Source organism: Achromobacter sp. ES-001, from assembly GCF_019448355.1.
Lineage (GTDB): Bacteria > Pseudomonadota > Gammaproteobacteria > Burkholderiales > Burkholderiaceae_B > Achromobacter > Achromobacter spanius_B.
Map to the genome: position 1 here is coordinate 3,544,535 of NZ_CP079940.1, position 26,450 is coordinate 3,570,984.

Below are 26,450 nucleotides of genomic sequence, written 5' to 3' on the forward strand. Positions count from 1 at the left end.
CGCGGTGCGATTGCCGCGCGCAAGTCCGGCGAAGCGTGGGCGTCAGCCATGTTCATGTCCCTGCCGCGCATCATGCAGCGCGTCCGGGAACCGGGGCGTTTCCTTGGCCAGAAAGGCGCGCACACCCTCGCGGGCTTCCGCCGAGGTAAATGCGCGCTCGGATAACGGCAGGGCGCGCGCAATCGCGCCGGCTTCCGTGTCGTCCCAGCTGTAGCCGATGGCGGTCTTGCACAAAGACATTGCCAGCGGCGGCCGTGCGCCCAAGGCGCCCGCCAAGGCCAGGGCCTGGGCCTGCGCCTGGCCCGCCTGCGAAACCCGGTTGACCAGGCCCCACGCCAGCGCCGTCGCGGCATCAATGGGCTCGCCCAGCAGCATCATTTCCTTGGCGCGCGTCACACCGATACGGCGTGTGACCCGTACCGGCCCACCACTGCCCGGAAACACGCCCAGCTTGATTTCAGGCAGCGCAAAACGCGCCGCCGGGTCCGCCACGATGAAATCGCAGCACACGGCAATTTCCAGGCCGCCGCCGAACGCCACGCCATGCACCGCGGCCACCGTAGGTTTGGGAAAGTCGGCCAGCCGCGCGAACACCCGGTGCTGAAGCTCCAGCTTTTCGGGGCCGATGCGTCCGGGCTGCATCAGGGGTTGGAATTCGGCAATGTCCGATCCCGCGCAAAACGCCCTGCCCGCGCCGGTGAGCACCACGGCGCGCACGCGGGGCTCCACGGCCAACGCGTCCAGCGCCTGGCCCAGCGCCACCGTCAAGCCTCGGAACACCACGTTCAGCGGCGGGTTGTCCAGCGTCAGCACCGCGACGCCGTCGTCGCGGATGTCGCAGCGGATGGGCATGTAATCAGCCATAGCGGCCACCCGTGACGTGCAGCACCTCGCCCGTGATGAAGCTGGCGGGCTCCGACACCAGGAATGCCACGGCGTTGGCAATGTCCTCGGGCTTGCCCACGCGTTTGATCGGCTGCATCTGCACCGCGCGCTCCTTGATGGTGTCGTAGGTGGGCAGCGCCTGCACCATTTCGGTTTCCATGAAGCCCGGCGCCACGCAATTCACCGTGATTCCATAGCGCCCTTCTTCGATGGCCAGCGCCTTGGCCATGCCGATCAGGCCTGCCTTGGCGGCCGAGTAATTCGCCTGCGTCGGGTTACCGAAATGCGCGCGCGAACTGATATTGACGATGCGGCCCCAGCCTTGGTCAATAAAGTGCGGCATGACCGTCTTGCACGCCAAAAAGGCACCTTTCAGCATGACTTCCATGACCAGGTCCCAATCCTGCTCGCTCATCTTGACCAGGTATTTGTCGCGCGGAAAGCCCGCGTTGTTCACCAGGATGTGGACGCCGCCAAAGGTGGCGATGGTCTCGTCGACCAGGCGCTGCACGTCAGCCGCCTTGGTGATGTCGGCCACGATGCAATGCGCCTGCAAGCCGTCGGCGCGTAGCGCGGCGGCGGTGGCTTCAGCCTGCTCGGCCAGGACGTCGGTGATCACCACACGCGCGCCTTCAGCGGCCAGCTTGCGGGCGGTGGCCGCGCCCAGGCCCCGGGCGGAACCCGTGACGATGGCCACTTTGTCGTTGATCTGCAGATCCATAACGGTCTCTCGTTATGCAAGGTAAGGCGCGCGCGGCGTCGCGTGCGCGCGGATTCAGTCGGACAAGTCGATGCGGCCGGAACCCAGCACGACGACGCGGCGTTCCATGGCGGTAGTGCGCAGCGAGACGACGCCACCGTCGCGCCACATCTCGGTGCGCAAGGTGTCGCCCGGCAACACCGGCGCGGTAAAGCGCACCCGCATGCCGCGCACGGCACCGGCGTCATAGCCCAGCAGCGCGCGCAGCACGGCGTGCATGGCCACGCCCATCGTGGCCAGCCCATGCAGGATGGGCCGCACAAACCCCGCCGCGCGTGCCGTGGCCGGGTCCGCGTGCAAAGGGTTGGCGTCACCGTTCAGGCGATACAGCAGCGCGGCCTGCGGCAGGGTGGCCAGGTCGCAAACCGCATCCGCAGCCCGGTCGGGCAATACATGCGCGGGCAGCGGTGCGCGGCCATGCGTTGCCCCCTGCGTTGCGCCGAACCCGCCGTCGCCGCGCAGCATCGTGGTCTGCGTCACCGTGGCCAGCAGCTCGCCGCTGGCGGCGTCGACGATGCGCCGGTCTTGCAGCATCAGCGCTCCTTTTTCGGCACCCTTGTCGTGCAGGCCCACGATGCGGTTTTCGCCGACGATGTGGCCGCTGGCGCGCAAGGGGCGTTGGAGTTCGATGTGCTGTTCGGCGTGCACCAGCTTGCGCCAGGTAATTCCGGTGTCGGGCTGGTCTGCCCAGAATCCGAAGTAGCCCAGGATGTTGGCCAGCGTCGGCAAGGCACACAGCCCGCCCGGCGCGTGTTCGTACACATAGCGCAGCTGGCCGGCATCCAGCGGATCGGCGCCCAGGCCGCAACCCAGCGCATACAGCACGGTGTCGCATTCACGGTAGCGATGCGAACGCGGTTCGAACGGCCGGTTCAGCAGAAGGTCGGGATTGATCGGCATGATGGCCACCTAATCAGAGCGTGCCCGGGCCGGGGCCACGGGCCACATCCGCGCGCGCATCCCCGTCGGCGGCCAGTTCGATTACCGCGTCCACGGCATAGGCCCCCTGCCCCGCAGGCAAGGCGATCACCGGGTTGAGGTCTATCGATTGCAGGCGCGGCCCGGCCTCGTGTGCGAAGTGCGACAAGCGCGACAGCATGATGGCCAGTGCCTTCACATCAGCAAGCGGCTTGCCGCGCGCGCCTTGCAGCAGCGGCGCCCCTTTGATGGACAGGATCATCTGTTCAGCGGTGTCGATGTCGAACGGGCAGCGACGCAGGACGACGTCCTTCATGATCTCGACGAAGATGCCGCCCAGTCCGAACATGGCCACCGGGCCAAAAACCGGATCGCGCTGGGTGCCCAGGATGCACTCGACGCCCCCCGACAATTGGCGCGCGACCAGCACGCCTTCAATGCGTGCATCGGGTGCCGCCGTTGCTGCACGCTCCAGCAACCGGGCATGACCCGCTTGCACCGCTTGCGCGTTTGCAACGTCCAACAGCACGCCGCCGATTTCCGACTTGTGCAGAATGTCTGGCGACAGGATCTTCATGACGACGGGGTAGCCGATTTGTTCCGCCGCCGCGACCGCCGCTCGGGCATCGGCGCACACGCGCTCTTCGGCCACGGCGATGCCGGCCTGCGCCAGGATTTGCTTGGCCGTGGCTTCGCTGGGCGTGGCGTCGGGCAGCGGGATTGACACGGGCGCGGATGGCGTCTTCTGCCCAGCCGGCCGCGCAAACGCAGCGCCGAATCGTCCCATGGCTTCAATGGCGGCCACGGCGCGGGCGGGGTCTTCGTAGACCGAGAACCCGTCGTCTTCGTACTGTTGCACCCGTTCGCGCGAGGCCAGAATGCACAGCACGAACAAGCGGTCCGGATGCCGCTCACGCACTGCGTTCAGCTGCGCGCGCAGGCCGTCGGCAATCGATGCCGCGCCAACGGTATAGGTGAAGAATCCAAGAATGGATTGATAGCCGCCCTCTTGGACCACGGCATCCGCGAAGCGGCCCGCAATGGACAGATCGTTCATGAACTGTGCAGTGCAATCCACAGGATTGCGCGGCGCGCAGAACGGAATCAGCTCCTTCAAATGCCGTTGCGCGGCGGCAGGCATTTGGGGCATGGGCAAACCACACAGCTCGGCCGCGTCCGACACGATCACGCCGGCCCCGCCGCTTACCGTGATGACGCCCAGGGAATTGTGCACGGGGTAAATGCGGCGCGTAGCCAGCCGCGCCACGTCCAGCATGTGTTCGGTGGACCGGGCGCGCACCACGCCGTGTTCAGCCAACACGGCGTCCGTCACGGCGTCGTTGCCGGCGATGGACGCGGTATGCGATTGGGCGGCCGCGCTGCCCACTTCACTGGTGCCCACCTTCATCATGACCACGGGCTTGCGGGCCAGCCGCGCGGCTTCCAATGCGGCCAACAAGCGCTGCCCGTCGCGGATGCCCTCGGAGTACACGGCGATGACGTCGGTGTCGGGATCATCGACAAATGCCTGCACCATGTCGCCCAGGCTGATGTCGCTTTCATTGCCGCTCATGACGCAGGCGGACACGCCGATGCCGTAGTCGCGCGCAAGGCCCAGGATGTGGCTGCCATAGGCCCCGGACTGGCTGGCGATTCCGACGCGGCCTGCTTTGGGAAAACCGCTTTCCACCACCGACGTAAAGCTGCCGTAGAACCCGATGCGAGGATTCAACACCCCCAAAGAGTTGGGCCCAAGCAAGCGCAGCCCGTAGCGGCGCGCGGCGGCGATCATGCGGTCTTGCAGCGCCGCGCCCTGCGCGTCGGCCTCGGCAAAACCGGCCGAAAACACGATGGCGACACGCGTGCCGCGCTTGCCCAGTTCCTCGACCACATCGGGCGCCAGCTTGGCGGCCACGGCCACGATGGCCAGGTCGGGCGTTTCCGGCAGGTCGGCCACGCTGGCATAGGCGGGGATGCCTTGAATCGTGGAACGCTTGGGGTTCACGGGCATCAGCCGGCCCTGGTAGCCCTGCTGGCGCATGTAGGCAATGGGGCGGCCGCCGATACGCAGTGCGTCGTCGGAAGCACCAATGATGGCGATGGATCGTGGATGGATCAAAGACGCCAGGGCGTGACGGTCAGACATGAAGGAACGACTCCGGATTGAATGGCGGGTCAGGCGGCCGCAATGATGGCGACCGCCCGGCATGGCTTACTGGACGGTGGCGCCCGACGCTTGGACAACCGGCGCCCAGCGCTTGATCTCGGATGCGATCTGCTTGTCGAACTCAGCCGGCGTCGACCAGCTGGCGGGGAAGCCCTGCGCGTCCAGGCGGGTCTTGATGTCGGGGTCGGCCAGTACCTTCTTCAGTTCCGCGTTCAAGCGGTCGACGATCGGTTGCGGGGTGTTCGCGGGCACCATCAGGCCATTCCAGACCTCCGCGTCGAACCCGGCCACGCCGGATTCCGCCACCGTGGGCACGTCGGGCAACAGAGGCGACCGCGCCGTTCCCGTGATAGCAATGGCCTTCAGGCGGCCGGACTGCACCTGCGGCAATGCCGAGAACATCAAGTCCAGTACGACTTGCGTATTGCCGGCCATCACGTCCGACATGGCTGGCGCGCTGCCGTTGAACGGCACATGGGTCAGCTTGATGCCGGCCTTGCTGGCCAGTAGTTCGGTCGTCAGGTGGGTGGACGAACCATTGCCCGCGCTGGAAAAGAACATTGCGCCTGGCTCGGCTTTCGCGCGGGCGATTAGGTCCTGGATATTGTTGATGCCCAGCTTGGGGTTGACCATCACCAGCATGGGGCCGCTGGACAAGCGGCTCACGCCCATCAGGTCTTTCGTGATGTCGTAGCGCAGGTTCTTGTATAGCGACGGATGAATGGCGTGCCCGGTCGTAACCAGCAGCAGCGTGTAGCCGTCGGCCGGCGCCCTGGCAACGCTTTCGGCGCCGATGTTGCCCGACGCGCCTGCCTTGTTTTCGACGATGATCGGCTGCCCCAGTTGTTCGCCCAGCTTCTTGCCGACCAAGCGCACGACGATGTCGTTGGTGCCGCCGGGCGGATAGGGAACGATGATCTTGATGGGCTTGTCGGGGTAGTCCGCAGCCTGTGCGGCGGCATGTGCGGGGGCAAGCGGCAAGGCGGTGGCGGATAGCGCGGCAAAGCCAAATGCAATGGCGGCCGACACGCGGCGGGCGAGTTTCATAGGGTTGTCTCCAGGTGTTATGACCGCGCCGTCATGGACTGCGCAAGTGCTGTTTTAGGTGCCCATCCTAGAGATGCCACCCATACTTGATCAAATACTTTGCATGTACACTTCTATTCATTCTTTGTATACCTGGCCGGCGGCTGGGTCCGCGTCGCCCCCGCCCTGCCCCGCCTCACAAGGTCGATCACGATGGAACTGCGTCAACTCAAACAATTCGTGGCGGTTGCCCAGACGCAAAGCTTCAGCCGCGCCGCTGAACGCCTGTTCATGGCGCAGCCGCCGCTGTCGGTCGCCATCCGCAAGCTGGAAGACGAAATCGGCGTGGCTCTGCTCGAGCGCGGGTCGCGCGGCGTCAAGCTGACACCGGCCGGGCATGCGGCTCTGGCGGCGGCGACCAAATGCCTGGATAGCGCGGCCGATGTCATCACCGCTGCGCGCCAGGCGGCCAACGGTGAAAGCGGCGGCTTGCGCATCGGCTTTATCGGGTCCCTGACCTTCAGCCTGCTGCCGCGCCTGATCCAGCATTTCAGCCGGCGCTATCCCCACATCAAGCTGGACCTCAGCGAATCGACCAACCTGGGCCTGCTGTCGATGATCGACGCGGAAACCGTGGACGTCGCCTTTGTGCGCGAACCGACCACGCATCCCAGCAACATGGTCTTCGAACCCATTTCGCGCGACGTGTTCTGCGTGGCCATGCCCGCGGATCATCCGCTGGCGCGCAAGCAGTCGCTGTCGCTACAGGAGTTGCGCGATCAGGATTTCATCGGCTATACGCCGTCGCGCGTAGGCGGCCTGAACGCCGCCGTTATGCATTTGCTGCGCGAAGCCGGCGTGTCGCCGCGAGTGACGCAGGAAGCCGTCCAGGTGCAAACCGTGGTGGGACTGGTGCGCAGCGGCTTGGGCATCGCGCTGGTCCCGTCGATCAACGCGGAGTTCATGCCGGCCGACGTCGAATTCCGGCCCCTGAACGACTTGCCCGAATCGTCCAACATCGGCATCGCGCTGGTTTATCGCGAGCGCGACACCAATCCCGTCATCGCAAGGTTTGTCGCCAGCATTCAGCAAAGCATCGCGGACCATGGAGCGAGTTTGCAGCGCTAAGCGGCGATGCCTTCCCGACCCATCCCGTTGCGGTCGGCGCTTCCCAGCGTTGGAAGGCCCGCCGCCCCCGCCGGGCGCGCCGGCGGCATGCCCACGGCAGGTAAACTCCCGCCTTCCATTTCATGGGACCTTTCTATGCCCCCAACACAGCGTGTTGCTCTTGTCACCGGCTCAACGTCAGGCATCGGCGCCGCCATTGCGCGCCGGCTGTCCAAAGACGGCTACGCAGTCGTTCTGCACTCGCGCAGCTCGGTGGACGTGGGCATCTCCATGGCGCGCGAACTGGGTCTGGCGGCTTATGTGCAAGCCGATCTTGCCCAAGACGCAGACCGGGTCCGCCTGGTGCACGAAGCCGTGGCGCAATGGGGCCGCTTGGATGTCGTCGTGAACAACGCGGGCATCAGCCGCGTGGTGCCGCATGCGGATATGGCAGCAGCCACCCCCGACATCTGGCGCGAGTTGCACGAGGTCAATGTCATCGCGCCGTTCCGTATCATCGCGCTGGCCGAGGCCGCGCTGCGCGCGTCCGCCGCAACCGGCACACCGGCCTGCGTGGTCAACGTCAGCTCGCATGCAGGCGTTCGTCCCAAAGGCGCGTCGATCCCCTACGCCACAACGAAAGCGGCGCTAAACCACGTCACGCGCTTGCTGGCGGTCTCGCTCGCCCCGGATATACGCGTGAACGCCATCGCGCCAGGCTTGGTCGATACGCCCTTGACCGCCGACTGGACCGCAGCCCAGCAGTTATGGCGCGAACGCGCACCGATGCGGCGCGCCGCGAAGCCGGAGGATATTGCGCAGGCGGTGTCGATGCTGATTGAGTCGAATTATCTGACTGGGGAAATTCTGCTGTCGGATGGTGGGTTGAATCTGACGTGATCCGGGCAACGCCGTCTTGACGATCAACCCTCTGTACCCCGTTCCAGCGCCTCTGCGAACTTGCGCATCAGACGTACCAAGTCCGTGATGTCTTCGGCGGCCCAGTCCTGAAAGATGCCTTTTGCCAGGCGCTCGCGCGCCTGATCAAGCTTGTCGGTCACGGCCTTGCCCTCGGATGACACTACCGTTTCGCGCATTCGGCGGTCGTCCGGATTCTCATGCCGCATCACCATCCCCATGCGTTCCAGCTTGGCGACCTGGCGGCTAATGGTGGTGTAGTCCCTGCCAAGGCGATCCGCCAGATCGACCACGCCGATCGGCCCCACCCGTTCAATCACCACCAATAGGCGAAACAGCGCCTGGTCCAGCTGCACGCCCGCTTCCGCGATCAGGCGTTCGTCGTTCCTGGGGCGGTTCATCACGCTCACGATCGTGATCAAGGACCGATGAAGATCCTTCAGCTGCGCGGAGATATGTGTATCTTGCACTTTCTTTTTGGTGACCATAGACTCCCCTTTTAATGTGTGCATATTACACATACTTGGAGAGCGACATGCGTAACCCCGTTGACGTCCTGATCTGCGGTGCCGGCGCTGCCGGCCTGACCCTGGCAATAGAACTGGCGCGGCGCGGCGTGCGCTTTGCCCTTATCGAAAAACTCCCTTCCCCCTTTGCGGGCTCGCGCGGCAAAGGGATTCAACCGCGCACCCAGGAAGTATTTGAAGACCTGGGGATCCTTGACCGGGCCATGGCCGCCGGTGGCATCTACCCCACGATTCGCCAATACTCGGCCGACGGCAGTCATGAGGATCAGGAAGTCACGACGGTTGCCGAACCTACGCCTGCCGAGCCCTATCCGCTTCCGTTGATGGTTCCGCAGTTCAAGACCGAAGCGATCATGCGAGAGCGGCTGTTGGAACTGGGCCGTGCGCCGGAGTTTGGTGTCGAGCTGATCGGGATGGAGATCAACGCCGACGGGATTGAAGCCGTGCTGGCCGGTCCGGAGGGCGAACACAGGCTCCACGCTCGCTACCTGGTGGGCGCGGACGGCGGGCGCAGCACGGTACGCGGCCACCTGGGCATCGGCTTTCCGGGCAAGACGTTAGGGGTGCGCGCCATCGTGGCCGATGTCGTGCTGGAAGGCTTGTCGCGCGATAGGTGGCACCAGTTCAACGGTCATGGCGCGGGTCCCCTGGCCATCTGCCCGCTTGCAGGCACCGACCTGTTCCAGATCCAGGCGCCGGTTTCTCTTGAGGGTGACGTCGGCCTGTCCGCTGCCGCGCTGACAAAACGCGTTGCCCTGCACACCGCGCGCACGGACATCACGGTCCACTGCGTTGCCTGGTCTTCGACCTACAACATGAATGCCAGGCTGGCGGATCATTACCGGGATGGCCCCGTGTTCCTGGTCGGCGATGCGGCGCATGTCCATCCGCCCACCGGCGGGCAAGGCTTGAACACCAGCGTGCAGGACGCCTACAACCTGGGCTGGAAACTGGCCGCCGTACTCGCCGGCGCGCCCGAGGCGCTGCTGGAGACCTACGAAGCCGAACGCCGGCCCGTGGCCGCGGACGTGCTCGGCCTGTCCACCCGACTGCTTGCGGGTTTCAAGACCGGGGACAACAGGCGGACCCGGGAAGTCCAGCAACTGGACATCGGGTACCCGACGTCGACGCTATCGCTTCCATTGCAAGCTGACAGCCGACTTGAGCCGGGCAGTCGCGCGCCCGATGCCGTTGTGCGCGGCGCGGGCGGCAGCCCAACGCGGTTGTTCAACCTGCTTAAGGGCGCGCACTGGACCTTGCTGGTCAACGGCGCATCAACCTTTGCGCCGCGCGCAGGCTTGCACATCCACTGCATTGGCGCCGGCCTGGAGATCGAAGACCCTCTGGACCAGTTCGCCAGCTTCTACGGGTTGGCCAAGGGGGCCGCCGCGCTGATCAGGCCCGACGGGTATCTGGCGGGCGTCTTTGCCCGGGATAGCGCCGCCGTGCTGCAAGCGCACCTGGATCGGTACTGCAAGATTCTGTGAAAAGACGCTGGCGTCGTGCCGGCAAGGTGGACAGGCTGCCGGGCCGCGCCAAGCACAACGCCGCGCGACCGCCTCGATATGAACGTTCATGGAAGTTCAGCGCGCGTCTCGGCTGGCGCCTGGGGGCAGACCGGTAACGCGCTTGAACGCACGGCTGAATGCTGCTTGCGACGTATAGCCCAAGCGCTCGGCTACCGTGTCGATCGGCAGCCTGTCGTGCGTCAGCCATTGCCTGGCAAGACGCATCTTCAACTCGTTGGCGTAGCGCAGCGGTGGTGTTCCCACCGTTGCATGAAACCGCTCGGCAAAAACAGAGCGAGAAATATTGCACTCGCCCGCCAACTCAGCCAGTTTCCAATCTCGGGCGGGTTGGCGGTGCAAGGCGAGGATGGCGCGCGCAAGCCGTGGATCCCGCAGCGCTGCGGCCAGGCCGGAGGCATTGTCGCAACCGCACTCGATCCATCCCCGGACAATCATCGCGGCGACCACTTCGGCCAGTCGCGCCAGAATGTCCGCGAAGCCCACGCGTCTGGAACAGATCTCGCCTTTCATCGCGGACAGAATCGGAACCATGCCAGGAAAGCGGTCGCTGTCGGCGTTCACGCACATGACATCCGGCATCAGCTGCCCCAAAGCCCGCATGCCGCCAAGGTCGAATTCCATGCAACCGTAAAAGAAAATTGCGCTGGGGACGCTGCTGGTGCTTGGACACGCATCCACGTCGGTGACGGAATTGCCGATCAAGGCGGCTTCAAGCGTATCGATATCCTGCAAGTCCGCGTCGTCGGCGGAAAGCCATTGATGAGCTTGCCCATGGGGCAGAAACACCGCATTGCCGGCACTCAATTCGTGCAAGCCGCCCTCAGCGGTACGTAGCACGGCCGAGCCCACCGCCAAGTAGTAGAAGAAACCGTGGCCGGCCTTCGCGTCAATGCTCAGTCCAAAACTAGGCCCGGTCTGCACCCGCCGGTACTGCACCCCGCGCAGACGCATTCCGGCAAGCAGCTCACTAATCAAGTGCGGAGGAAGCGCGTAATCCTGCGAGGCCAGCATCGGATTTTCTATCAAAAACTTAGTACGCCGCATCATAGATCATCCCAAGCACACGTCCTAGACTGCACTCACTGATTTTTTAGGATGAGTGCAATGCGTAGTGTTGTTGATGTTTCAAACCCCGAAGGTTCAGCCAGCCCGGGGGACATTGAGCCGGTGTCAGCGGCATGGACCGCAGTGTTCTCGCTGGCGATGGGTGTATTCGGCCTGTTGACCGCGGAGTATCTGCCGGCAAGCCTACTGACGCCCATGGCAGAAGCTCTGCACGTATCAGAGGCCATGGCGGGACAGGCTGTGACGGTGACTGCGGTGGTGGCGTTATTTGCAGGCTTGCTGGTGCCCGGTCTTACCCGCAGCCTCGATCGCCGTACGGTGCTGCTGGGCTTTTCCACTTTAATGATTGTGTCCAACCTGCTGGTTGCGGCGTCGTCGCAGATGTGGGTGCTGCTTTTGATGCGCGTTCTACTTGGAATCGCCCTGGGCGGGTTCTGGAGCATGGCGGCGGCTGTCGCCATGCGACTGGTGCCGACGGCGCTCTTGCCACGCGCGTTATCGATCATCTTCAGCGGCATTGCCGTGGGCACAGTGGTCGCCGTGCCGTTGGGTAGCTATCTTGGTGGCCAGTTTGGATGGCGCAGCGCCTTTGTCGCCGCCGCGGCGGTGGGTGTATTGACCCTGGCATTCCAATGGTTCACGTTACCGAGGATGGCGCCGCGCCGGCCCGCGCGGCTCCGAACGATCTTGGACGTTCTCTTGCGGCCCGGCATCGCGCTTGGCATGTTTGGCTGCATTCTGGCGCATACGGGCCATTTCGCTCTCTTCACCTATATTCGGCCGTTTCTGGAAAGCACTGCCGGCGTGGGAACGAACGGGCTGGCGCTGATGCTGCTTGGCTTCGGCGTGGCGAATTTCGCGGGCACCATGCTCGCAGGCTGGCTGATGCAGCGCAGCTTATCTGTGACCTTGGCCCTCATGCCGGCCCTGGTCGGTGGCAGTGCCTTGGCGATGGCGCTTTTCCCCGCGTCCCTACCGGGTCAGGCAACGTTGGTTGCGGCATGGGGCCTCGCGTTCGGTGGCGTACCGGTTGCATGGTCAAACTGGGTCGCGCGCGCCGTGCCGGATCAGGCTGAAAGTGCCGGCGGAATGGTCGTGGCGTCGGTGCAGTCCTCCATCGCCATGGGCGCCGCGGCCGGCGGTGCCATGTTCAGCCTGACAGGCATTGAGGGCGTTTTTATTGCGGGAGGCAGTGTCATGCTGCTTGCCGGCTTGTTCATCTGGATGCGGGTAAAAGTACCCGCGCCTTCGATCAGAGCAGCCGCAACACCCGCCATTCATCTGTGACCCTGCCGCCATAAAGAGCATCCCTCGTTGCCCAAGGCAGCTTGTGTAGCTTGTGTAGCTGCCTTCGTCTCGGTTCGGATCATCTTGGCGACTCGACACTTGTCGACGTTATGATGCGTCCGACCGATCGAATGGAAAGTCCAGTTGCCCACCGCCAACACAACAATGTCCAACCAAACACATGCCCGTTTTTCTCAAGCACAACCCAGTCGCGGTACGTAAAGGCAAGGTCATCGTGGTGGGCGGCGGCATCATGGGCGCGTCGGCAGCTTGGCATCTGTCCAAAGCGGGCGCATCCGTCACGTTGATCGAACGTGCGCCCGATTGCCTCATCAGTGCAACCGCCTGTTCTTTCGGCTGGGTCGGTGCCAGCGCCAGCACGCCTTCTGACAACCGGGCAGCGTTCGCTGAAAGATTGAAGGCGCTGGAGGAGTTCGCGTATATCGAGCGCGAGCTCAGCCCGCTGCCGATCGCAGCGCGCGGCGCGCTTCTCTGGCGGTCCACGGAGGACGAAACGGCAGCCATGATTGCAGAGCATCGGGCCGCCGGCACCCGAATCGAGCGGCTCACGCGGTCCCAAATTGCCGAGAAGGAACCGACGATTTCGAATCCGCCATCGCTCGCCGCCTGGGCACCAAGCGACTTCGCACTGGAAGCGGGCGCATTGGCACGCCAGCTGCGGGCAGGAGCGCAGGCCGCCGGGGCTTGCGTCCGCCGGGGAACGGTTCAAGCCGTCAATGCCGCGGGAAATCGGATCACGGGAATCGTCGTGGACGGAAAGGAATTTCCGGCCGACATTGTCGTGCTCGCCAATGGCTATCGCTCGCGCGCCCTTGCTCTGACGGTCGGCGTGGACCTTCCGATCTATGAGTCGCCGGCAGTGTTGCTTCGATTCGGTACTGAAGTTGCCGGCCTTCTTCACCTGGTTTGCGCAGAAGAAATGGAGCTGCGCCCATCCTTGGCAGGCGGCCTCGTTTCTGCCGCTGACTATCCAGAATGCGGCGAAACCGGCCTTCCCGCACTAGCCGCGCAAACCGGAAACGCGATTGCCCGACTGTTTGGGACCGCGGCGGCGCCTTCCCTGCTTTCCATAACCGCTGCGATGCGTCCTATGACGACCGACAGCAAACCGCTTTGCGGCCAGGTGGGAAGAATGGAGGGCTTATTTGCATTGGTTGCACATCCCGGCGTAATCCTTGCGCCCCTGCTTGCTCGCCGTTGCGCCGACGCGGTTCTGCGTTCTTGATTCGGAATTGATCGACATCGACGCGAAATAGTCACGCACTACCGGCGTGCCGGTCGCGAAATTCGATTGATTCCACGCACTGCCCGGCAGCACGCCAAGCCTGTATCCCGCCAATTAAATATCTGGCGTCGATGCCCATCGCCTGAAGGGTGGCCGCCAGCCCTTGGCTAAGTTCGTGGCCTTCGGCGCAATAGACGACCACGGCCTGCGTGTTTGCTATCGTGTCTTTCCAGTCCAGCCACAAAGCGGGGTCAAGCCATTGGCCTTCAGGGATTGACACCCCATCCTCCATGCGCCTGAGCTTGCGTCGCACGTCTATCAACGTATGGGGAAACCCGGCGCTGCGCCAAAGCGCAAGTTCCGGAATGGATATGCTTTGCATGATGGACTCCTTGAGCGGGCTTAATGCATCAGCGGGTAAATCGCCAGGCCGATCAGCGCCGCGCCCGTCACGATCATCGGTTCGGGCAGTTTTTTAAACCGTAACAACAGCAGCACCGCGGCCATCGCCAACATCAGTGTCGGCATATCGACGATTGTGCGTCGGGCGATAACGATGACTGCGCCCGCGATAGCGCCGATTGCCGCGGCCGTCACGCCGTCAACGAACGCGAGGACACCGGGCAGTTTTCCGTACTTTTTAAAATAGGGTGCTGGGACGATGGTGAACAGATAACAAGGCAGAAAGGTGGCCAGCGCCGCCACACAGGCGCCGGGAAAACCGGCCACCAGGTAGCCGATGAAACCCACCGTGATAACGACGGGTCCCGGTGTGATCATGGCCACCGCTACGGCATCCACGAACTGCTTGTCATTGAGCCAGTGAAAGTCGGTCACCACGCCGCCATAGAGAAACGGCACGATGGCCAGGCCGGAACCAAAAATGAAAGCGCCCGCCTTGGCGAAGAACAGTCCGATCTGCCAGAGCAGCGGCCAATCCAGCGTAGTTAGCGCCGTGCCCGCTGGCGCGAACATCGCGGCCGCTGCCGGCAGATGGCCGGACTTCAGCCACCGGGGCGGCGCGCGCCAAAACCAGACGAGCAGGCCGGCCGCCAGAAACAGCCAGGCTATTTCAGACTCGGTGATAACGGTTACGACAGCCAGCACCAGATAGATGGCCCACAACAGCTTGTCGCGGCCCACGCTCTTGGTAGTGAGCTTGTAGCCGCTGATGGCGATGATGCCGATCACGGTGGCGCTCACGCCGTAGAACACCGCTTGCATCCAGGCCAGGCCGCCGAAACGCACGTATGCCCAGCCCAGCGCAACAACCATGAAGAACGATGGCAGGACGAAGGCGATGCCCACCAGCGTGGCGCCAAGAATGCGGTAGTGCACGTAGCCGAGGTAGATGGCAAGCTGCGCGGCCAGAGGGCCTGGCGCCAGTTGGGCCAGCGCTAAACCTTCCTTGTAATCGCCGTCCGTGATCCAGCCCCTGCCCTCGACTAGATCGCGGTGCATGTAGCCGGCCAAGGCAACAGGCCCGCCGAAACCGATGGCCCCCAGCCGGACGAAATACCAGGCTAATTGCCAAAGGGTATAGCCAGGCGGCGAGACAAACGTCGCGGCGTGGTCGCGGGCGGATTCTTCAGCGGGATTCACGGTCGCGCTCTTGGCAAGGAAGGGTCATGTCTGACGCCCACCGGAGAAATGGGCGTACAGAGAATCCAGCACGGCGCCGACCTCGGCTAACAGGGCATCGTCGTCGGGCAGGCGCTTGCGCGCGCCGGCCAGCATGGCCTCGAAACCGGCAGCTTCCGGCGCGGCGGCGCCGCCGACGTCAAGCCCATGCACCAAGGCGCCCAGACGTGCAAGGCCCCGGTTGTCTTCCAGTCCGAAGCTGGCAAGCAGCACCTCGAACGACACCCTGTCGCCCACGTGTGTGAAAGTGGCACCGTCGAAGTCAAATCCCAGGGCATCAGGCGGGCAGTCGACCGGGTTCTCGATCCAAAGGAAGCGCGCGGACGGGTCGATGAAGCGCTGGATCAGCCAGGCACTAGCGACCCGGTCTACCCAGACATGGCGCCGGGTCGCCCAGAGCCGGCCCCGGTAATGCATGGGATCGCGGCGCGCGATGCTTCCCTCCTGGGCGACATGAGGTTCGCCGGGCGACAGAAGGGATTCGATGGCATTGGCGAAATCGCGCTGCTGGGCTTGAGCGCGCAGCGAGGCTTCGCCCGGGAAGAAATCGATCCGCTGCAACGCCAGGTAGCTGCGTTCGTGACGGCGCAACAGGCGGTTCAGTTCCGGCCCATTCAAACCGGCCAGCGTCTGGCGCGCCTGGGCCAGTTCCGCCAGCCAGGCTTCGTAGTCGGCCGAGCGATCGAACAGCTGCTGGAACGAGGCGGACTCGTCGTTGTCCCGGGGCTGGACCCGCAGCAACCAGGCCTGGCCGCCTTCTTCGGTTGTTTCGGTGGCCAGATCGGCCAATTGTGCGGCTTGCTCGGCATGAGCCGGCAGCAGATAGGCGCCGTCGCGCAAGGCGGTGCAGCCCAGGGCCTTCAGCTTGCGCCAGATGCGCATGCGCGCGGTGGCACCGCCGGTGGGCAGGCTGACGATAAGCAGAAGCCACGAGGATGCGAGCGAGGAGTCCATGGGAAGCAGAATAAGAAGAGGTTGCGATATCTGCAATCATGTAGAGATCGCTACAACGCTTTTTTCGCTTGCCCTGATTGGCGGCATGGTTTCCAGCCTAGGGATCCCCCCCGGGGGGATATGATCTCCGCATGGAAAAACCTGATCCCCACCATCATCACGACGCCGTCGCCAAACGTCTCAAGCGGGCGGAAGGCCATTTGCGCAGCATTCTGGCAATGATGGAAGAACACCGTCCCTGCCTTGAGCTTGCCCAGCAGCTACACGCGGTTGAGCGTGCCATTTCCCAGGCCAAGAAAGTCCTGATTCAGGACCACATCGACCACTGCCTGCAGGACGCGGTGGGCGAGCTGGACGCGGACCGGCAGCGCGCGATCGACGAATTCAAAGAAATCACCAAGTACCTCTAAGGACGGATCCATGCTGTCGTTTTCCGATCTGATCGCCCAGGGCGCATCGCACGCCTGGCTGTTCATTCCCAGCGCCATCCTGCTGGGCGCCCTGCACGGGCTGGAGCCCGGCCATTCCAAGACGATGATGGCGGCGTTCATCGTCGCGATCCGGGGTTCGGTGGCGCAGGCGGTGTTGCTGGGCATCACCGCGACTATTTCGCACACGGCGATCGTGTGGGGGATCGGCCTGGGCGGCATGTATCTGTGGCGTGGCGTCGCGGCGGAGGAGTTGGAGCCGTATTTCCAGCTGGCGTCCGGGGTGATCATCGTGCTGATCGCGGCGTGGATGTTCTGGCGGACCTGGCGCGAGCAGCATGGTGCGGGCCATGGCCATCATCACCATGTCCATGGACATGACCATGAAAATGGACATGGACATGGACATGGACATGGACACCACCATCGCCATGAGCATCAGCAGCACCACCGCCAAGAAGCGCCGCGAGGTCTGGACGTAGGGGCCGAGGGATACCAGGATGCTCACCAGCTTGCGCACGCCAATGACATCCGGCGGCGTTTCACGAACCGCAACGTGACCAACTGGCAGATCGCCTTGTTCGGCCTGACCGGTGGCCTGATCCCCTGCCCCGCGGCGATCACCGTGCTGTTGTTGTGCCTGCAACTCAAGGAGTTCACGCTGGGCGCCGTCCTGGTGCTGTGCTTCTCGATCGGGCTGGCCATCACGCTGGTGACGGTCGGCGCCGTGGCGGCGCTAAGCGTCCGCCACGTCAACAAACGTGTGCCTTGGTTTAACGCGGTTGCCCAGCAAGCGCCGTATCTCTCCAGCTTGCTGATCATTGCCGTGGGCGTCTATGTGGGGATGAATGGATGGGTTGGCCTGCATCCCGCTTAGGACCGGTATGCAGAAGCGCTGAGGATTATCGAGGCCCACCCTGGCCCACGCCCGAGCCTTGTGCAAGCAAGCGGTGACGTCATTGCCCAGGAACATGTGACGCGACAAACTCATGGCGCCTTTCTGCCCATTCGATAAGCGCCTGCATCGAGGGCCCGAGCGCGTATCCCGCCTCTGTCAGCTGATATTCCACTTTGGGAGGGACCTGAGGAAAAACCGTTCTATGCACGATTCCGTCCGCTTCAAGCTGCTTCAGTTGCTGAATCAACATCTTCTGGTTCACGCCATCGATAAGCCGTTCCAGCTCTGAAAAACGGATCGCTTTTTTAGCTGCAAACAGCTGGCACAGAATGATGATCTTCCACTTCCCCTCAAGGACTCGCAAGGTTTCAGTAGTCGCCGCCGCCCACTCGCGTCGACGATTGGGGTCTTCACAGTTCCATTCCCGATCCCCGGTCATAAGGCCTCCTTGGTGGGTTACTGAGGTTTTAGTGGGTACTTCCAATTTCGAAAGCGGAATTCTACAGTGGACCCTTCATACGCAGGAGTTCATATGAATATCGGGATCATCGGGACAGGAAACATCGGCGGCACCCTTGCTCGCAAACTGACGGCTGCCGGGCATCAAGTGCGCGTAGCCAATTCCAAGGGCAGAGAAGGCGTATCCACGCTTGCAAAGCAGATGGGCGCGACGGCAGCAGACGTCTGGGACGCAGTGAACAATGTGGACGCCATCATCCTCGCCATTCCCCTGCCGGCGATGCAGCAGCTTCCGGCCGGCTTGTTCAATTCGGTCGCGACCGTTGTGCCTATCATCGATACCAGCAACTACTACCCCGGCATGCGAGACGCGCGCATCGCAGAAATTGACGACGGAATGCCTGAGAGCGTATGGGTGTCTCAGCAGGTTGGCCGCCCAGTGACCAAGGCATTCAACAATGCGTTGGCTTACACCCTGGCGAACCTGGGAACGCCTACGGGCGCCCAAGGCCGCCTGGCCATCGCGGTTGCGGGTGACGACGAGGGATGTAAGCAGGTCGCGATGAACCTGGTTGACCAAGTCGGTTTTGATCCAGTCGACGCCGGCTCTTTGAGCGAGTCCTGGCGACAGCAGCCCTGCACGCCCGCCTATTGCTGCGACTGGGACGCCGACGAAACGCGCGCGGCCCTGGCATCGGCGGTAAAGGGCGATGCCGAGCGAAAACGCGACCAGATGGCGGAGGCTTTTGCCAAGCTGGGGCCGAGCCCGACACACGAAGAAGTTGTGGCGATGAACCGCAGGATCAATGCGCCGCAGCATGGCCACCGCTGACCGACTATCACGGCTCCGGAATATTTTCCCGGAAGATGACCTGAAGCCGCGGCAGGTAGCTGGGTTCGGGCGCGCCCTTCACGGCCGCCACCAGCAGCTTGACGATTTCGCGTGCCTCGACGCGCGGGTTCTGGTCGATCACGGCGTCCATGGTGCGATCGAGCAACAGTCGGCGCGTGGCTTCGGTGAGGTCGTGACCCACGAAGACAATGCGATGGGCCGAGGCGGCCTGGTTTGAGCGAGCCTCGTTGGGCCATGCCTCGGTAAGCCACGCCTCGGCCGGCCGCGCCTCAGCCGGCCGCGCCTCTTTCAGCGCCCGCGCGATGCCTTGATTGCCGGCGCCGATGTTGTAAATCGCGTGCGGGGGCTCGTTGCGCAGCAGCTCCTGCGTGACGGCAAAGGCGCGGTCGCGGTCGTCGCCGATCTCAAGAATGTGTGCGATGCGCAGGTGCGGAAACTCTTCGCTCAGCAGCGAGCGAAAGCCCATCTCGCGCTCTTCATGGCCGCGATACGCCAGTGACCCCACGAACACCGCGACCTTGCGCTCGGTATGCTGCGGCAGAAATCGGCCCAGCAACAGCGCGGCCAGGCGGCCCGCGGCGCGGTTGTCGATGCCCACGTAACCCAGGCGCGCCGAGATCGGAATGTCCGACACCAGGGTGCTCACATGCACGCCGCTGTCGCGCAGCGCCATGATGGCGTCGCGCACCTGTGGATGGTCCAGCCCGACCAGGCCAACGGCCTGGGTCTGGCCGCGCAGCTCGTAGAGCTTTTGCGCGAGCTTATTGGCGTCGAATCCCTCGATCAGATGCAGGCGTGCGCGCACATCGGGGCGGGTGGCGGCTTCTTCAAGCAGGTGCTGACCCAACGCGGTCATGAAGCTGTTGGTGCCGGCGGGCAACACGAAATCGACCCGCACGTCCTGGCTTGCGGCATCGGCGCCCTGGACGAAGTAGCCAAGGCGATTGGCGATTGCCAGCACGCGGTCGCGTGTCTTGCCGCGCACACCGTCGCGGTCGTTCAGCACGCGGTCCACGGTGGCGGTGGACATGCCGGCTTCACGGGCAATGAGGGAAATGGTGGGGCGCATGCGGGACCAGGCTCTCAAGACACCATCAGGACGATGGCAGCGAGGCGATCATAACCCATCATTTGCAATCATTCTGGATCAAAAAGGTAACGTTGCTGCCCTATGGGCGCCAGCCACCTTTACCCCTGATTGTTTTGATGTGATTATCGCGGCTCAATAACATCAAACACCGCACGGCAGGATGCCAGGCAGTCGACAGTGCATACCAAGCCGGCAGGAGGAGCACATGTCGCACCCTACCCTGGTGCCCGACCCGCCCATTCGGGAACGGCGCTTTCGCATCGGCTGCATCGGCGCCGGCATGATCATGGCCGAATGCCATCTGGCGGCCTATCAGCAGGCCGGCTTCACGGTGGCGGCAATTGCGTCACGTACTCGCAGCAAAGCGGCCAAGGTCGCCGAACGCTACGGCATCCCGCTAGTGCATGAGAACCCCCTGGCCCTGATCGCCGATCCGCAAATCGAAATCGTGGACATCGCGTATCCGCCCGATATGCAGCCCGCGCTGATCCGCGCCGCCTTGCGCGCCCCGCACGTGCGCGGCGTGCTGGCGCAGAAGCCGCTTGCCCTCTCGCTGGACGAAGCCCGCGCCCTGCGCGACGAGGCACGGGCCGCCGGCAAGATCCTGTCGGTCAACCAGAACATGCGCTACGACCAATCGATGCGCACGCTCAAGCAGCTGCTGGACCAGGGCGTGCTGGGCACGCCGGTGTTCGCGCAGATCGACATGCACGCGATCCCGCACTGGCAGGACTTTTTGCGCGGCTATGACCGGCTGACGCTCTCGAACATGAGCGTGCATCACCTTGATGCCCTGCGTTATCTGTTTGGCGAGCCCACCGAGATCACCAGCATCACCCGCCCCGATCCGCGCACCCAGTTCGCGCATCAGGATGGGCTGGTAAGCACCACGCTGCGCTTTGGCAACGGCCTGCTCGCGCTGTCGCTTGAAGATGTGTGGTCGGGCCCGCGCGCCGAGGGATACCCCGACGACCAGCACATTCGCTGGCGCGTGGAAGGCACCGAGGGCGTCGCGCGCGGCACCATCGGCTGGCCCACCGGCGAGCCGTCGACCCTGAGCTACGCCTCGCGCGCGGCCCAGGGCCATACCGACGGGCGCTGGGTAACCCCCACGTGGGACACGATGTGGTTTCCGCATGCCTTCATCGGCGTGATGGAGCAGTTGCAGTACGCGCTGGCCAGCGGCACCGAGCCTGCGTTGAGCGTGACCGACAACGTACGCACCATGGCGCTGGTCGAGGCCGCGTATACGTCCATCGCCGAAGGCCGCACAGTACGGCTGCCGGCTGTTGAATAACCAGACAAAAAACAGACGGAGACAAGCATCATGATCCAGACCGGAATCTTCTCGGGCTACTTTCCCTATGAGCTGGAGCGCACCGCCAAGGTGATCCGCTCGCACGGCTTCAACACCGTGCAGCTGGACCTGCATTTCAAGGACATGGAACTCGGCCCGGGGCAGTTGACCGCGCAGAAATGCACGCAGATCCGCGACACCTTCCGCCACTACAACCTGCCGGTGTCCTGCATCTCGGCGTATACCAATATCGTTCACCCGGATCCCGCCGAGCGTCAACGCCGCAACGGCTATCTCAAAGAGATCCTCACGCACGCGCGCCAGCTCGGTTCGCCTTACGTGATCTCGGAAACCGGCACGTTTGCCACCGACAGCGACTGGGTGCATCACCCCAAAAACAAGACCGAGGAAGGCTGGGACCAGTGCCGCACGGTGATCGCCGAGCTATCCCAACATGCCTATGACCATGGCGCGGTGTTCCTGCTTGAGACCTACGTGAACAACGTGGTGGGATCCGTCGAGGAAACGTTGCGCATGTTCGCCGAGGTGGATCACCCTGGCCTGGGCCTCTTGATGGACCCGACGAACTACTTCGAAGCGCACAACATCGACCAGATGGACCGCACGCTGAATCAGGTGTTCGACGCGCTTTCCGACAAGATCTGCATCGCGCATGCCAAGGACGTGAAGCGTTCGGGCGATGACAAGTCGGAAAAGCACAGCGACATTGGTGACGAGGGCGCGGCCGAGAGCCACACCTTCCGTGGCGTGGGCGAGATCGAGCTGCCGGCGCCGGGCCTGGGCGCGCTCAATTACGACCTTTACCTGCAACGCCTGGCCAAGAAGCACCCCAACATTCCCATCATCATCGAACACCTGACCGAAGACGACGTGCCGCGCGCCAAGACCTTCCTGGACGAGCGGCTGCGCGCGAACGGCCTGTAGGCCGCCTGACGCAACAGAGGCGCGCCGCGAGGCATCTTTGCATAAGGCCCCCGGCGCGCCCGGGAACACGACTACCAACACGATTCTGAACACCGACACCGGCAAGCGCGCACCCGCGCCTTTGCCAGGGAGAACTCATGCCTGACATTTACGGAACCTGGATGACGCGCCGCGACGTGGAGGCGCGCACCGGGCAGCTTGCGCAGTTTGCCGGCGTACGCCTGATGACGCTGGACGACGGGCTGGAGCGCGGTATCCGCATGCTGGAGTTCCGCAGCGGTACGGGCCTGCGTTTCACGGTGCTGGTGGATCGCGCGATGGACATCGCCGATTGCGAATACCGCGGCTTCGCCATGGGATGGCAGTCGCCGTCGGGCTTTCGCCACCCCGGCCTGCACGACTATGAAGGCGAAGGCGGACTGGGCTGGATGCGCTCGTTCTCGGGCCTCATGATCACCTGCGGGCTGGACCACATTCTGTTCATGTACGACGCGCCGGCCGACAACTACGTGTACGGCCCGCGCAAGACCGCCAAGCAGTCCATCCACGGCCGCGTGGGCACCATTCCCGCGCGGCTGACCGGCTACGGCGAACGTTGGGAAGGCGATCGCTGCGTGCTGTGGGCAGAGGGGATCGTCAGCCAGGGCACCGTGTTCGGCGAGCACCTGGAGCTGCACCGCCGCATCGAGATCGAGGTGGGCACCAACGACATAAAACTGTCGGATCGCGTGGTGAATCGCGGCTTCTACCGCACGCCGCACATGCTCTGCTATCACATCAACCTGGGCTATCCGGTGCTGGACGCCGACTCGCGCTATCTGGCGCCGATCCGCGATGTGGTGTGGGCCGCGCACGAGCAAACCTACCGCAAGCAAGGCGTGGGCTACCGCCGCATGCCGGCGCCGCAGTTGGGCTTTCATGAGCAGGTGTGGCAGCACGAGATGGCCGCCGCCGACGACGGCAGCGTCCCGGTGGCCCTGGTCAACGACAAGCTGGGCCTGGGCATGCAGGTCAGCACCTTCAAGCATCAATTCCCTTGCCAGTATCAATGGCAGAACCTGCAATCGGGCCAGTATGCGATGGGCATCGAGCCCTCGACCAACCATGTGCTGGGCCAGGGCGCGGCGCGTGAGCGCAACGAGCTCATCTGGCTTGAGCATGGGGAAGAGCGCCGCTACGACACCACGTTCAGCGTGCTGGGCTCGCCCGCCGATATCGCGGCATGCGAAGCACGCATCCGCGCGATCGCGGTGCAGCCCGAGGCCGATTATCCGCCGTTGTCGGGGCGCTTTGCGCCCATCGCGGGGCGCACATGAGCGCGCGCTTCTCATTGCAAGGCCGCCGCGTTTTGGTGACGGGCGCGGCGGGCGGCTTCGGCGTGGACACCACGATTGCGCTGCTGGACGCCGGCGCCCGCGTGATCGCGCTGGACAACCACGCCGGGCATATCGATCGCCTGCGCAGCACCGTGCCCGCGCGGTTTTCCGACCAGCTTCACATCGTGCAGGTCGATCTGGCCGACGCCCGCGCGCTGCAATCGCAGCTTGAGCAGCTGACCGCCCAGGGCCCGATTGATGTGGTCATCAACAACGCGGCCATCTACCCCTCGCGCCCGTTCGAGGAATACAGCGACGCAGAGCTGGCGCGCGTGCACCGCGTGAACGTGGAGGCGGCGATTCAGATCATCCGCGCGGCGCTGCCCGGCATGCGCGAGCAGCAATGGGGCCGCGTGATCAACATCTCGTCGATCACGCTGTCCGGCGGCTGGGAAAACCTGCTGCCCTACGTGCAATCCAAGGGCGCGATGGTGGGCGCCACGCGCGCATTCGCCCGCGAGTTCGGCAAGTGGGGCATCACGGTCAACGCCATTTCGCCGGGCGCGTTTCCCACCGACGCCGAGAAGATTCATCCCGATCCCGAGGGCTACAACCGCATGGTGCTTGAACGCCAGTCGGTAAAGCGCCGTGGGCACGCGGGCGACATCGCCGCGGCCATCGTTTTCCTTGCCTCGGACGAGGCGGGTTTCATTTCCGGACAGACGCTGGCGGTTGACGGCGGCTGGGTCATGCATTGAAGCGCATCGGCGCACGCAGAGGGTAGAAGCATGAGTATTCTTTCTGGCTACAAGGTTCTGGACTGCTCCATCGCCATGGCGGGGCCTTTCGCGGCGCAGCGCCTGGGCGACCTGGGCGCCGACGTGATCAAGATCGAGCCGCCCACCGGCGAATGGCAGCGGCACGCGCCGGCCGGCGGCATCACGGGCAACAAGATCAACGTGTCCTTTCTTTCGCTGAACCGCAACAAGCGCTCGCTGGCGATCGATCTGAAGAGTGCCGGCGGCAAGGAGATCATCCACAAACTCGCGGCGCAGGCCGATGTGTTTATCCAGAACTACCGTCCGGGTGTCGCCGGCCGTCTGGGTGTGGACTACGAGACGCTGTCGGCGCTGAACCCGCGCCTGATCTATGTATCGATGTCGGGCTTCGGCGAAGACGGCCCCTATGCCACGCGCCCCGGTCAGGACCTGCTGTTGCAGGCGATGTCGGGCGCCATGCTGTCGTCGGGCCGTGCGGGCGAAGCGCCACGCGCGGCAGGCCAGTATGTGGTCGACGCCGTCACCGCGTACTGCGCCTTCGAAGGCGTGCTGGCCGCGCTGCTGCACCGCGAGCGTACCGGCGAAGGCCAGAAGGTCGAAGTCAACATGCTGGATGCGATCACCACGATCCAGATGCAGGAGCTCTCGGTCTACACCGTGGGGCACAAGCCGCAGGTGCGCAGTGCCGAGCCGCATGCCCACGTGTACATCCGCGCGCCCTATGGCACCTTCGCGACCAGCGACGGCTATCTGGCGCTGGCCATGCCCGACATGAACGTGCTGGCGCGCGTGACCGAGGAGCCGCGCCTGGGGCAGTACACCGCCGAGCGCGACGGTTGGGAAAAGCGCGACGAGATCTATGCGCTGGTGCGCGACACGCTTGCCAAGGCCTCGACGGCCGACTGGTTCGCCAAGCTTGATGCCGCCGGCATCTGGTGCAGCCCCGTCTATGGATACGCCGATCTGGTCGACGACCCGCAGATCGCGCACAACGGCACCTTCGTCGAATATGAGCATCCGACTGAAGGCAAGATCAAGACACCGGGCTTTCCGATCCGCTTTTCCAAGACGCCAAGCCAGGTGGTGCGCGGGGCACCGCTGACCGGCCAGCACACCGACGAAGTCCTGCGCGATTTCGGCTTCAGCGCCGACGAGATCGCCGCGCATGCCGCCTCGGGCGCGGTGCTGCGTGGAGCCTCTGAATGAGCGTGCGCGCCCTGCCCTACCGCGGCCTGACCTGGAACCACCCGCGCGGCTTCAATGCGCTGCACGCTGCCACCGCGCACGCGCCGCTTGTGCACTGGGACAAGCAGTCGCTTGAAGGCTTCGAATCGGCGCCCATCGCCGAACTCTGCGCCCGCTATGACCTCGTGGTGCTGGATCATCCCCATCTGGGCGAGGCCCTGGCGCACGATTGCCTGCAAGCGCTAGACACCGTGTTCGCGCCCGACGAGCTGGCGCGGATTGCGCGCGACAGCATCGGGCTGTCGTACGACAGCTATCGCATGGACGATCGCCAATGGGCGCTGCCGCTGGACGCCGCCACGCAGGTCATGGCCACGCGCGCCGATCGGCTCGACGGCCCCGTGCCGCGCACCTGGCGCGAGGTGCTGACGCTGTCGCAACGCAGCGGCGCGGTCGCGCTCAGTTGGGGCGGCCCGCACCCGTTGTTGTCGCTGCTGTCGATTGCGGCCGCCATCGCGCCCGATACCGACCTGCGTCCGCACGGCGCGTGGCACGACGAGGCGACGCTTGCCGAGGCTTGCGACGTGCTCAGCGAATTGGCGCGGCTCACGCCCGCGCACGCCCTGGCGTACAACCCGATTGCGCTGCTTGGCCACATGAGCTCGCGCGATGACATCGCGCTCTGCCCGCTGGTCTATGGCTATGTGAACTACGCCACCTTGGCGGTCGCGAAACCGCTGACGTTCCGCGACGCGCCCGAGGCTGACGCGGGCAGGCCCGGCTCGATCCTCGGCGGCACCGGCATTGCGATATCACGGCGCTGCATCGTGGGGCCGGAATTGCGCGCGCATCTGTTGTGGTTGCTCGCGGCCGATACCCAAAGCGGCTTCATCCCGCAGCACGAAGGGCAGCCCAGCCATCGCGACAGTTGGGGGGATGCGAACGTCAATGCGGCCAGCGGCAACTTCTATGTCAACACGGCCCGCACGCTTGAGGCTGCCTCGATCCGCCCCCGGCACGATGGCTACATCGCCTTCCAGGCCGAGGCCTCGCAATTCCTGCGTGACGGCGTCGCCGCACGTGCACCTTCCCACTTATTGGCGCGCGGCCTGACTCAGCGCTTCCAGGCCAGCCTGGCCCGCGCCCCCAAGCACACCGCAACCTAAGGAT

The 26,450-nt window shown here is 64.2% G+C and carries 26 protein-coding genes; 14 read left to right on the forward strand and 12 right to left on the reverse strand.

Features of this window, described 5'->3' with window-relative positions:
* Positions 1 to 42 precede the first annotated feature (42 nt).
* The 5 genes from KYT87_RS15855 to KYT87_RS15875 all read right to left on the reverse strand — a co-directional run bounded on the left by KYT87_RS15855 (position 43) and on the right by KYT87_RS15875 (position 5,777).
* Positions 43 to 864 carry an enoyl-CoA hydratase/isomerase family protein gene (locus KYT87_RS15855; RefSeq protein WP_240433882.1) on the reverse strand — a complete coding sequence of 274 codons (822 nt, stop codon included), beginning with the start codon at positions 862 to 864 and terminating at the stop codon, positions 43 to 45.
* Positions 857 to 1,606 (reverse strand): 3-oxoacyl-ACP reductase FabG, encoded by a 750-nt coding sequence (gene fabG / locus KYT87_RS15860; protein ID WP_046806356.1) that lies wholly within the window; start codon positions 1,604 to 1,606, stop codon positions 857 to 859. Before fabG ends, KYT87_RS15855 begins: the two co-directional genes overlap by 8 nt.
* Before the next feature lie 54 nt (positions 1,607 to 1,660).
* Positions 1,661 to 2,545 carry a MaoC/PaaZ C-terminal domain-containing protein gene (locus tag KYT87_RS15865; RefSeq protein WP_219990315.1) on the reverse strand — a complete coding sequence of 295 codons (885 nt, stop codon included), beginning with the start codon at positions 2,543 to 2,545 and terminating at the stop codon, positions 1,661 to 1,663.
* 13 nt (positions 2,546 to 2,558) lie between these two features.
* Positions 2,559 to 4,709 carry an acetate--CoA ligase family protein gene (locus KYT87_RS15870; protein WP_219990316.1) on the reverse strand — a complete coding sequence of 717 codons (2,151 nt, stop codon included), beginning with the start codon at positions 4,707 to 4,709 and terminating at the stop codon, positions 2,559 to 2,561.
* A gap of 66 nt (positions 4,710 to 4,775) precedes the next feature.
* Positions 4,776 to 5,777, reverse strand: a complete 1,002-nt coding sequence (locus KYT87_RS15875; protein WP_219990317.1) for a tripartite tricarboxylate transporter substrate binding protein — start codon at positions 5,775 to 5,777, stop codon at positions 4,776 to 4,778.
* 192 nt (positions 5,778 to 5,969) lie between these two features.
* On the opposite strand from KYT87_RS15875, the gene KYT87_RS15880 reads away from it, so the two are divergent.
* Together KYT87_RS15880 and KYT87_RS15885 are read left to right on the forward strand one after the other, a co-directional pair.
* On the forward strand, positions 5,970 to 6,884 hold the full coding sequence (locus KYT87_RS15880; protein ID WP_046806400.1) for a LysR family transcriptional regulator: 915 nt from the start codon (positions 5,970 to 5,972) through the stop codon (positions 6,882 to 6,884).
* A gap of 135 nt (positions 6,885 to 7,019) precedes the next feature.
* On the forward strand, positions 7,020 to 7,763 hold the full coding sequence (locus tag KYT87_RS15885; protein ID WP_219992690.1) for an SDR family NAD(P)-dependent oxidoreductase: 744 nt from the start codon (positions 7,020 to 7,022) through the stop codon (positions 7,761 to 7,763).
* A gap of 23 nt (positions 7,764 to 7,786) precedes the next feature.
* Here KYT87_RS15885 and KYT87_RS15890 read toward each other — a convergent pair whose 3' ends face one another.
* Positions 7,787 to 8,269, reverse strand: coding sequence for a MarR family winged helix-turn-helix transcriptional regulator (locus KYT87_RS15890; RefSeq protein ID WP_046806359.1), 483 nt, complete (start codon positions 8,267 to 8,269; stop codon positions 7,787 to 7,789).
* Positions 8,270 to 8,316: 47 nt separating this feature from the next.
* Here KYT87_RS15890 and KYT87_RS15895 point away from each other — a divergent pair, with 47 nt between their 5' ends.
* Positions 8,317 to 9,795 carry an FAD-dependent oxidoreductase gene (locus KYT87_RS15895; protein ID WP_219990318.1) on the forward strand — a complete coding sequence of 493 codons (1,479 nt, stop codon included), beginning with the start codon at positions 8,317 to 8,319 and terminating at the stop codon, positions 9,793 to 9,795.
* Positions 9,796 to 9,891: 96 nt separating this feature from the next.
* Here KYT87_RS15895 and KYT87_RS15900 read toward each other — a convergent pair whose 3' ends face one another.
* On the reverse strand, positions 9,892 to 10,881 hold the full coding sequence (locus tag KYT87_RS15900) for an AraC family transcriptional regulator (RefSeq protein WP_370638776.1): 990 nt from the start codon (positions 10,879 to 10,881) through the stop codon (positions 9,892 to 9,894).
* A gap of 60 nt (positions 10,882 to 10,941) precedes the next feature.
* On the opposite strand from KYT87_RS15900, the gene KYT87_RS15905 reads away from it, so the two are divergent.
* Together KYT87_RS15905 and KYT87_RS15910 are read left to right on the forward strand one after the other, a co-directional pair.
* Positions 10,942 to 12,189, forward strand: coding sequence for an MFS transporter (locus KYT87_RS15905; RefSeq protein WP_219990319.1), 1,248 nt, complete (start codon positions 10,942 to 10,944; stop codon positions 12,187 to 12,189).
* Between the two features lie 181 nt (positions 12,190 to 12,370).
* Positions 12,371 to 13,435, forward strand: a complete 1,065-nt coding sequence (locus tag KYT87_RS15910; RefSeq protein WP_219990320.1) for an FAD-binding oxidoreductase — start codon at positions 12,371 to 12,373, stop codon at positions 13,433 to 13,435.
* A 31-nt stretch (positions 13,436 to 13,466) separates the two neighbouring features.
* Here KYT87_RS15910 and KYT87_RS15915 read toward each other — a convergent pair whose 3' ends face one another.
* From KYT87_RS15915 to KYT87_RS15925, 3 genes are read right to left on the reverse strand one after another with little or no spacing between them, the layout of a single operon-like run.
* A complete protein-coding gene (locus tag KYT87_RS15915) occupies positions 13,467 to 13,817 on the reverse strand; it encodes a rhodanese-like domain-containing protein (RefSeq protein WP_104145276.1) in 351 nt (116 codons plus the stop codon).
* A gap of 20 nt (positions 13,818 to 13,837) precedes the next feature.
* Positions 13,838 to 15,037, reverse strand: coding sequence for a chromate transporter (locus tag KYT87_RS15920; RefSeq protein ID WP_219990321.1), 1,200 nt, complete (start codon positions 15,035 to 15,037; stop codon positions 13,838 to 13,840).
* Between the two features lie 24 nt (positions 15,038 to 15,061).
* Positions 15,062 to 16,030, reverse strand: a complete 969-nt coding sequence (locus KYT87_RS15925) for a chromate resistance protein ChrB domain-containing protein (protein ID WP_104145278.1) — start codon at positions 16,028 to 16,030, stop codon at positions 15,062 to 15,064.
* Positions 16,031 to 16,161: 131 nt separating this feature from the next.
* Between KYT87_RS15925 and KYT87_RS15930 the strand changes: the two genes are divergently transcribed.
* Positions 16,162 to 16,440: a metal-sensing transcriptional repressor gene (locus tag KYT87_RS15930; protein ID WP_104145279.1), complete on the forward strand. Its 279-nt coding sequence runs from the start codon at positions 16,162 to 16,164 to the stop codon at positions 16,438 to 16,440.
* Positions 16,441 to 16,450: 10 nt separating this feature from the next.
* On the forward strand, positions 16,451 to 17,335 hold the full coding sequence (locus KYT87_RS15935; protein WP_219990322.1) for a nickel/cobalt efflux transporter: 885 nt from the start codon (positions 16,451 to 16,453) through the stop codon (positions 17,333 to 17,335).
* A 79-nt stretch (positions 17,336 to 17,414) separates the two neighbouring features.
* Here the strand turns inward: KYT87_RS15935 and KYT87_RS15940 are convergent, their stop codons facing one another.
* On the reverse strand, positions 17,415 to 17,795 hold the full coding sequence (locus KYT87_RS15940; protein ID WP_082134582.1) for a helix-turn-helix domain-containing protein: 381 nt from the start codon (positions 17,793 to 17,795) through the stop codon (positions 17,415 to 17,417).
* Positions 17,796 to 17,888: 93 nt separating this feature from the next.
* Here KYT87_RS15940 and KYT87_RS15945 point away from each other — a divergent pair, with 93 nt between their 5' ends.
* Positions 17,889 to 18,647 (forward strand): NADPH-dependent F420 reductase, encoded by a 759-nt coding sequence (locus tag KYT87_RS15945; RefSeq protein WP_219990323.1) that lies wholly within the window; start codon positions 17,889 to 17,891, stop codon positions 18,645 to 18,647.
* A gap of 7 nt (positions 18,648 to 18,654) precedes the next feature.
* Here KYT87_RS15945 and KYT87_RS15950 read toward each other — a convergent pair whose 3' ends face one another.
* A complete protein-coding gene (locus tag KYT87_RS15950; RefSeq protein WP_219992692.1) occupies positions 18,655 to 19,698 on the reverse strand; it encodes a LacI family DNA-binding transcriptional regulator in 1,044 nt (347 codons plus the stop codon).
* 265 nt (positions 19,699 to 19,963) lie between these two features.
* On the opposite strand from KYT87_RS15950, the gene KYT87_RS15955 reads away from it, so the two are divergent.
* From KYT87_RS15955 to KYT87_RS15980, 6 genes are all read left to right on the forward strand, one after another.
* Positions 19,964 to 21,055: a Gfo/Idh/MocA family protein gene (locus KYT87_RS15955; protein ID WP_219990324.1), complete on the forward strand. Its 1,092-nt coding sequence runs from the start codon at positions 19,964 to 19,966 to the stop codon at positions 21,053 to 21,055.
* A 30-nt stretch (positions 21,056 to 21,085) separates the two neighbouring features.
* Complete coding sequence (locus KYT87_RS15960; RefSeq protein ID WP_046806371.1) at positions 21,086 to 22,000, forward strand: sugar phosphate isomerase/epimerase; 915 nt, start codon at positions 21,086 to 21,088, stop codon at positions 21,998 to 22,000.
* A gap of 137 nt (positions 22,001 to 22,137) precedes the next feature.
* Positions 22,138 to 23,316 carry an aldose 1-epimerase family protein gene (locus tag KYT87_RS15965; RefSeq protein ID WP_219990325.1) on the forward strand — a complete coding sequence of 393 codons (1,179 nt, stop codon included), beginning with the start codon at positions 22,138 to 22,140 and terminating at the stop codon, positions 23,314 to 23,316.
* Positions 23,313 to 24,074, forward strand: a complete 762-nt coding sequence (locus tag KYT87_RS15970) for an SDR family NAD(P)-dependent oxidoreductase (RefSeq protein ID WP_219990326.1) — start codon at positions 23,313 to 23,315, stop codon at positions 24,072 to 24,074. Before KYT87_RS15965 ends, KYT87_RS15970 begins: the two co-directional genes overlap by 4 nt.
* A gap of 30 nt (positions 24,075 to 24,104) precedes the next feature.
* Positions 24,105 to 25,301 (forward strand): CaiB/BaiF CoA-transferase family protein, encoded by a 1,197-nt coding sequence (locus KYT87_RS15975; protein WP_219990327.1) that lies wholly within the window; start codon positions 24,105 to 24,107, stop codon positions 25,299 to 25,301.
* The gene (locus tag KYT87_RS15980) at positions 25,298 to 26,446 is read left to right on the forward strand and encodes a hypothetical protein (RefSeq protein WP_219990328.1); all 1,149 of its coding nucleotides are present in this window, start codon (positions 25,298 to 25,300) and stop codon (positions 26,444 to 26,446) included. Before KYT87_RS15975 ends, KYT87_RS15980 begins: the two co-directional genes overlap by 4 nt.
* The last annotated feature ends 4 nt before the right edge of the window (positions 26,447 to 26,450 follow it).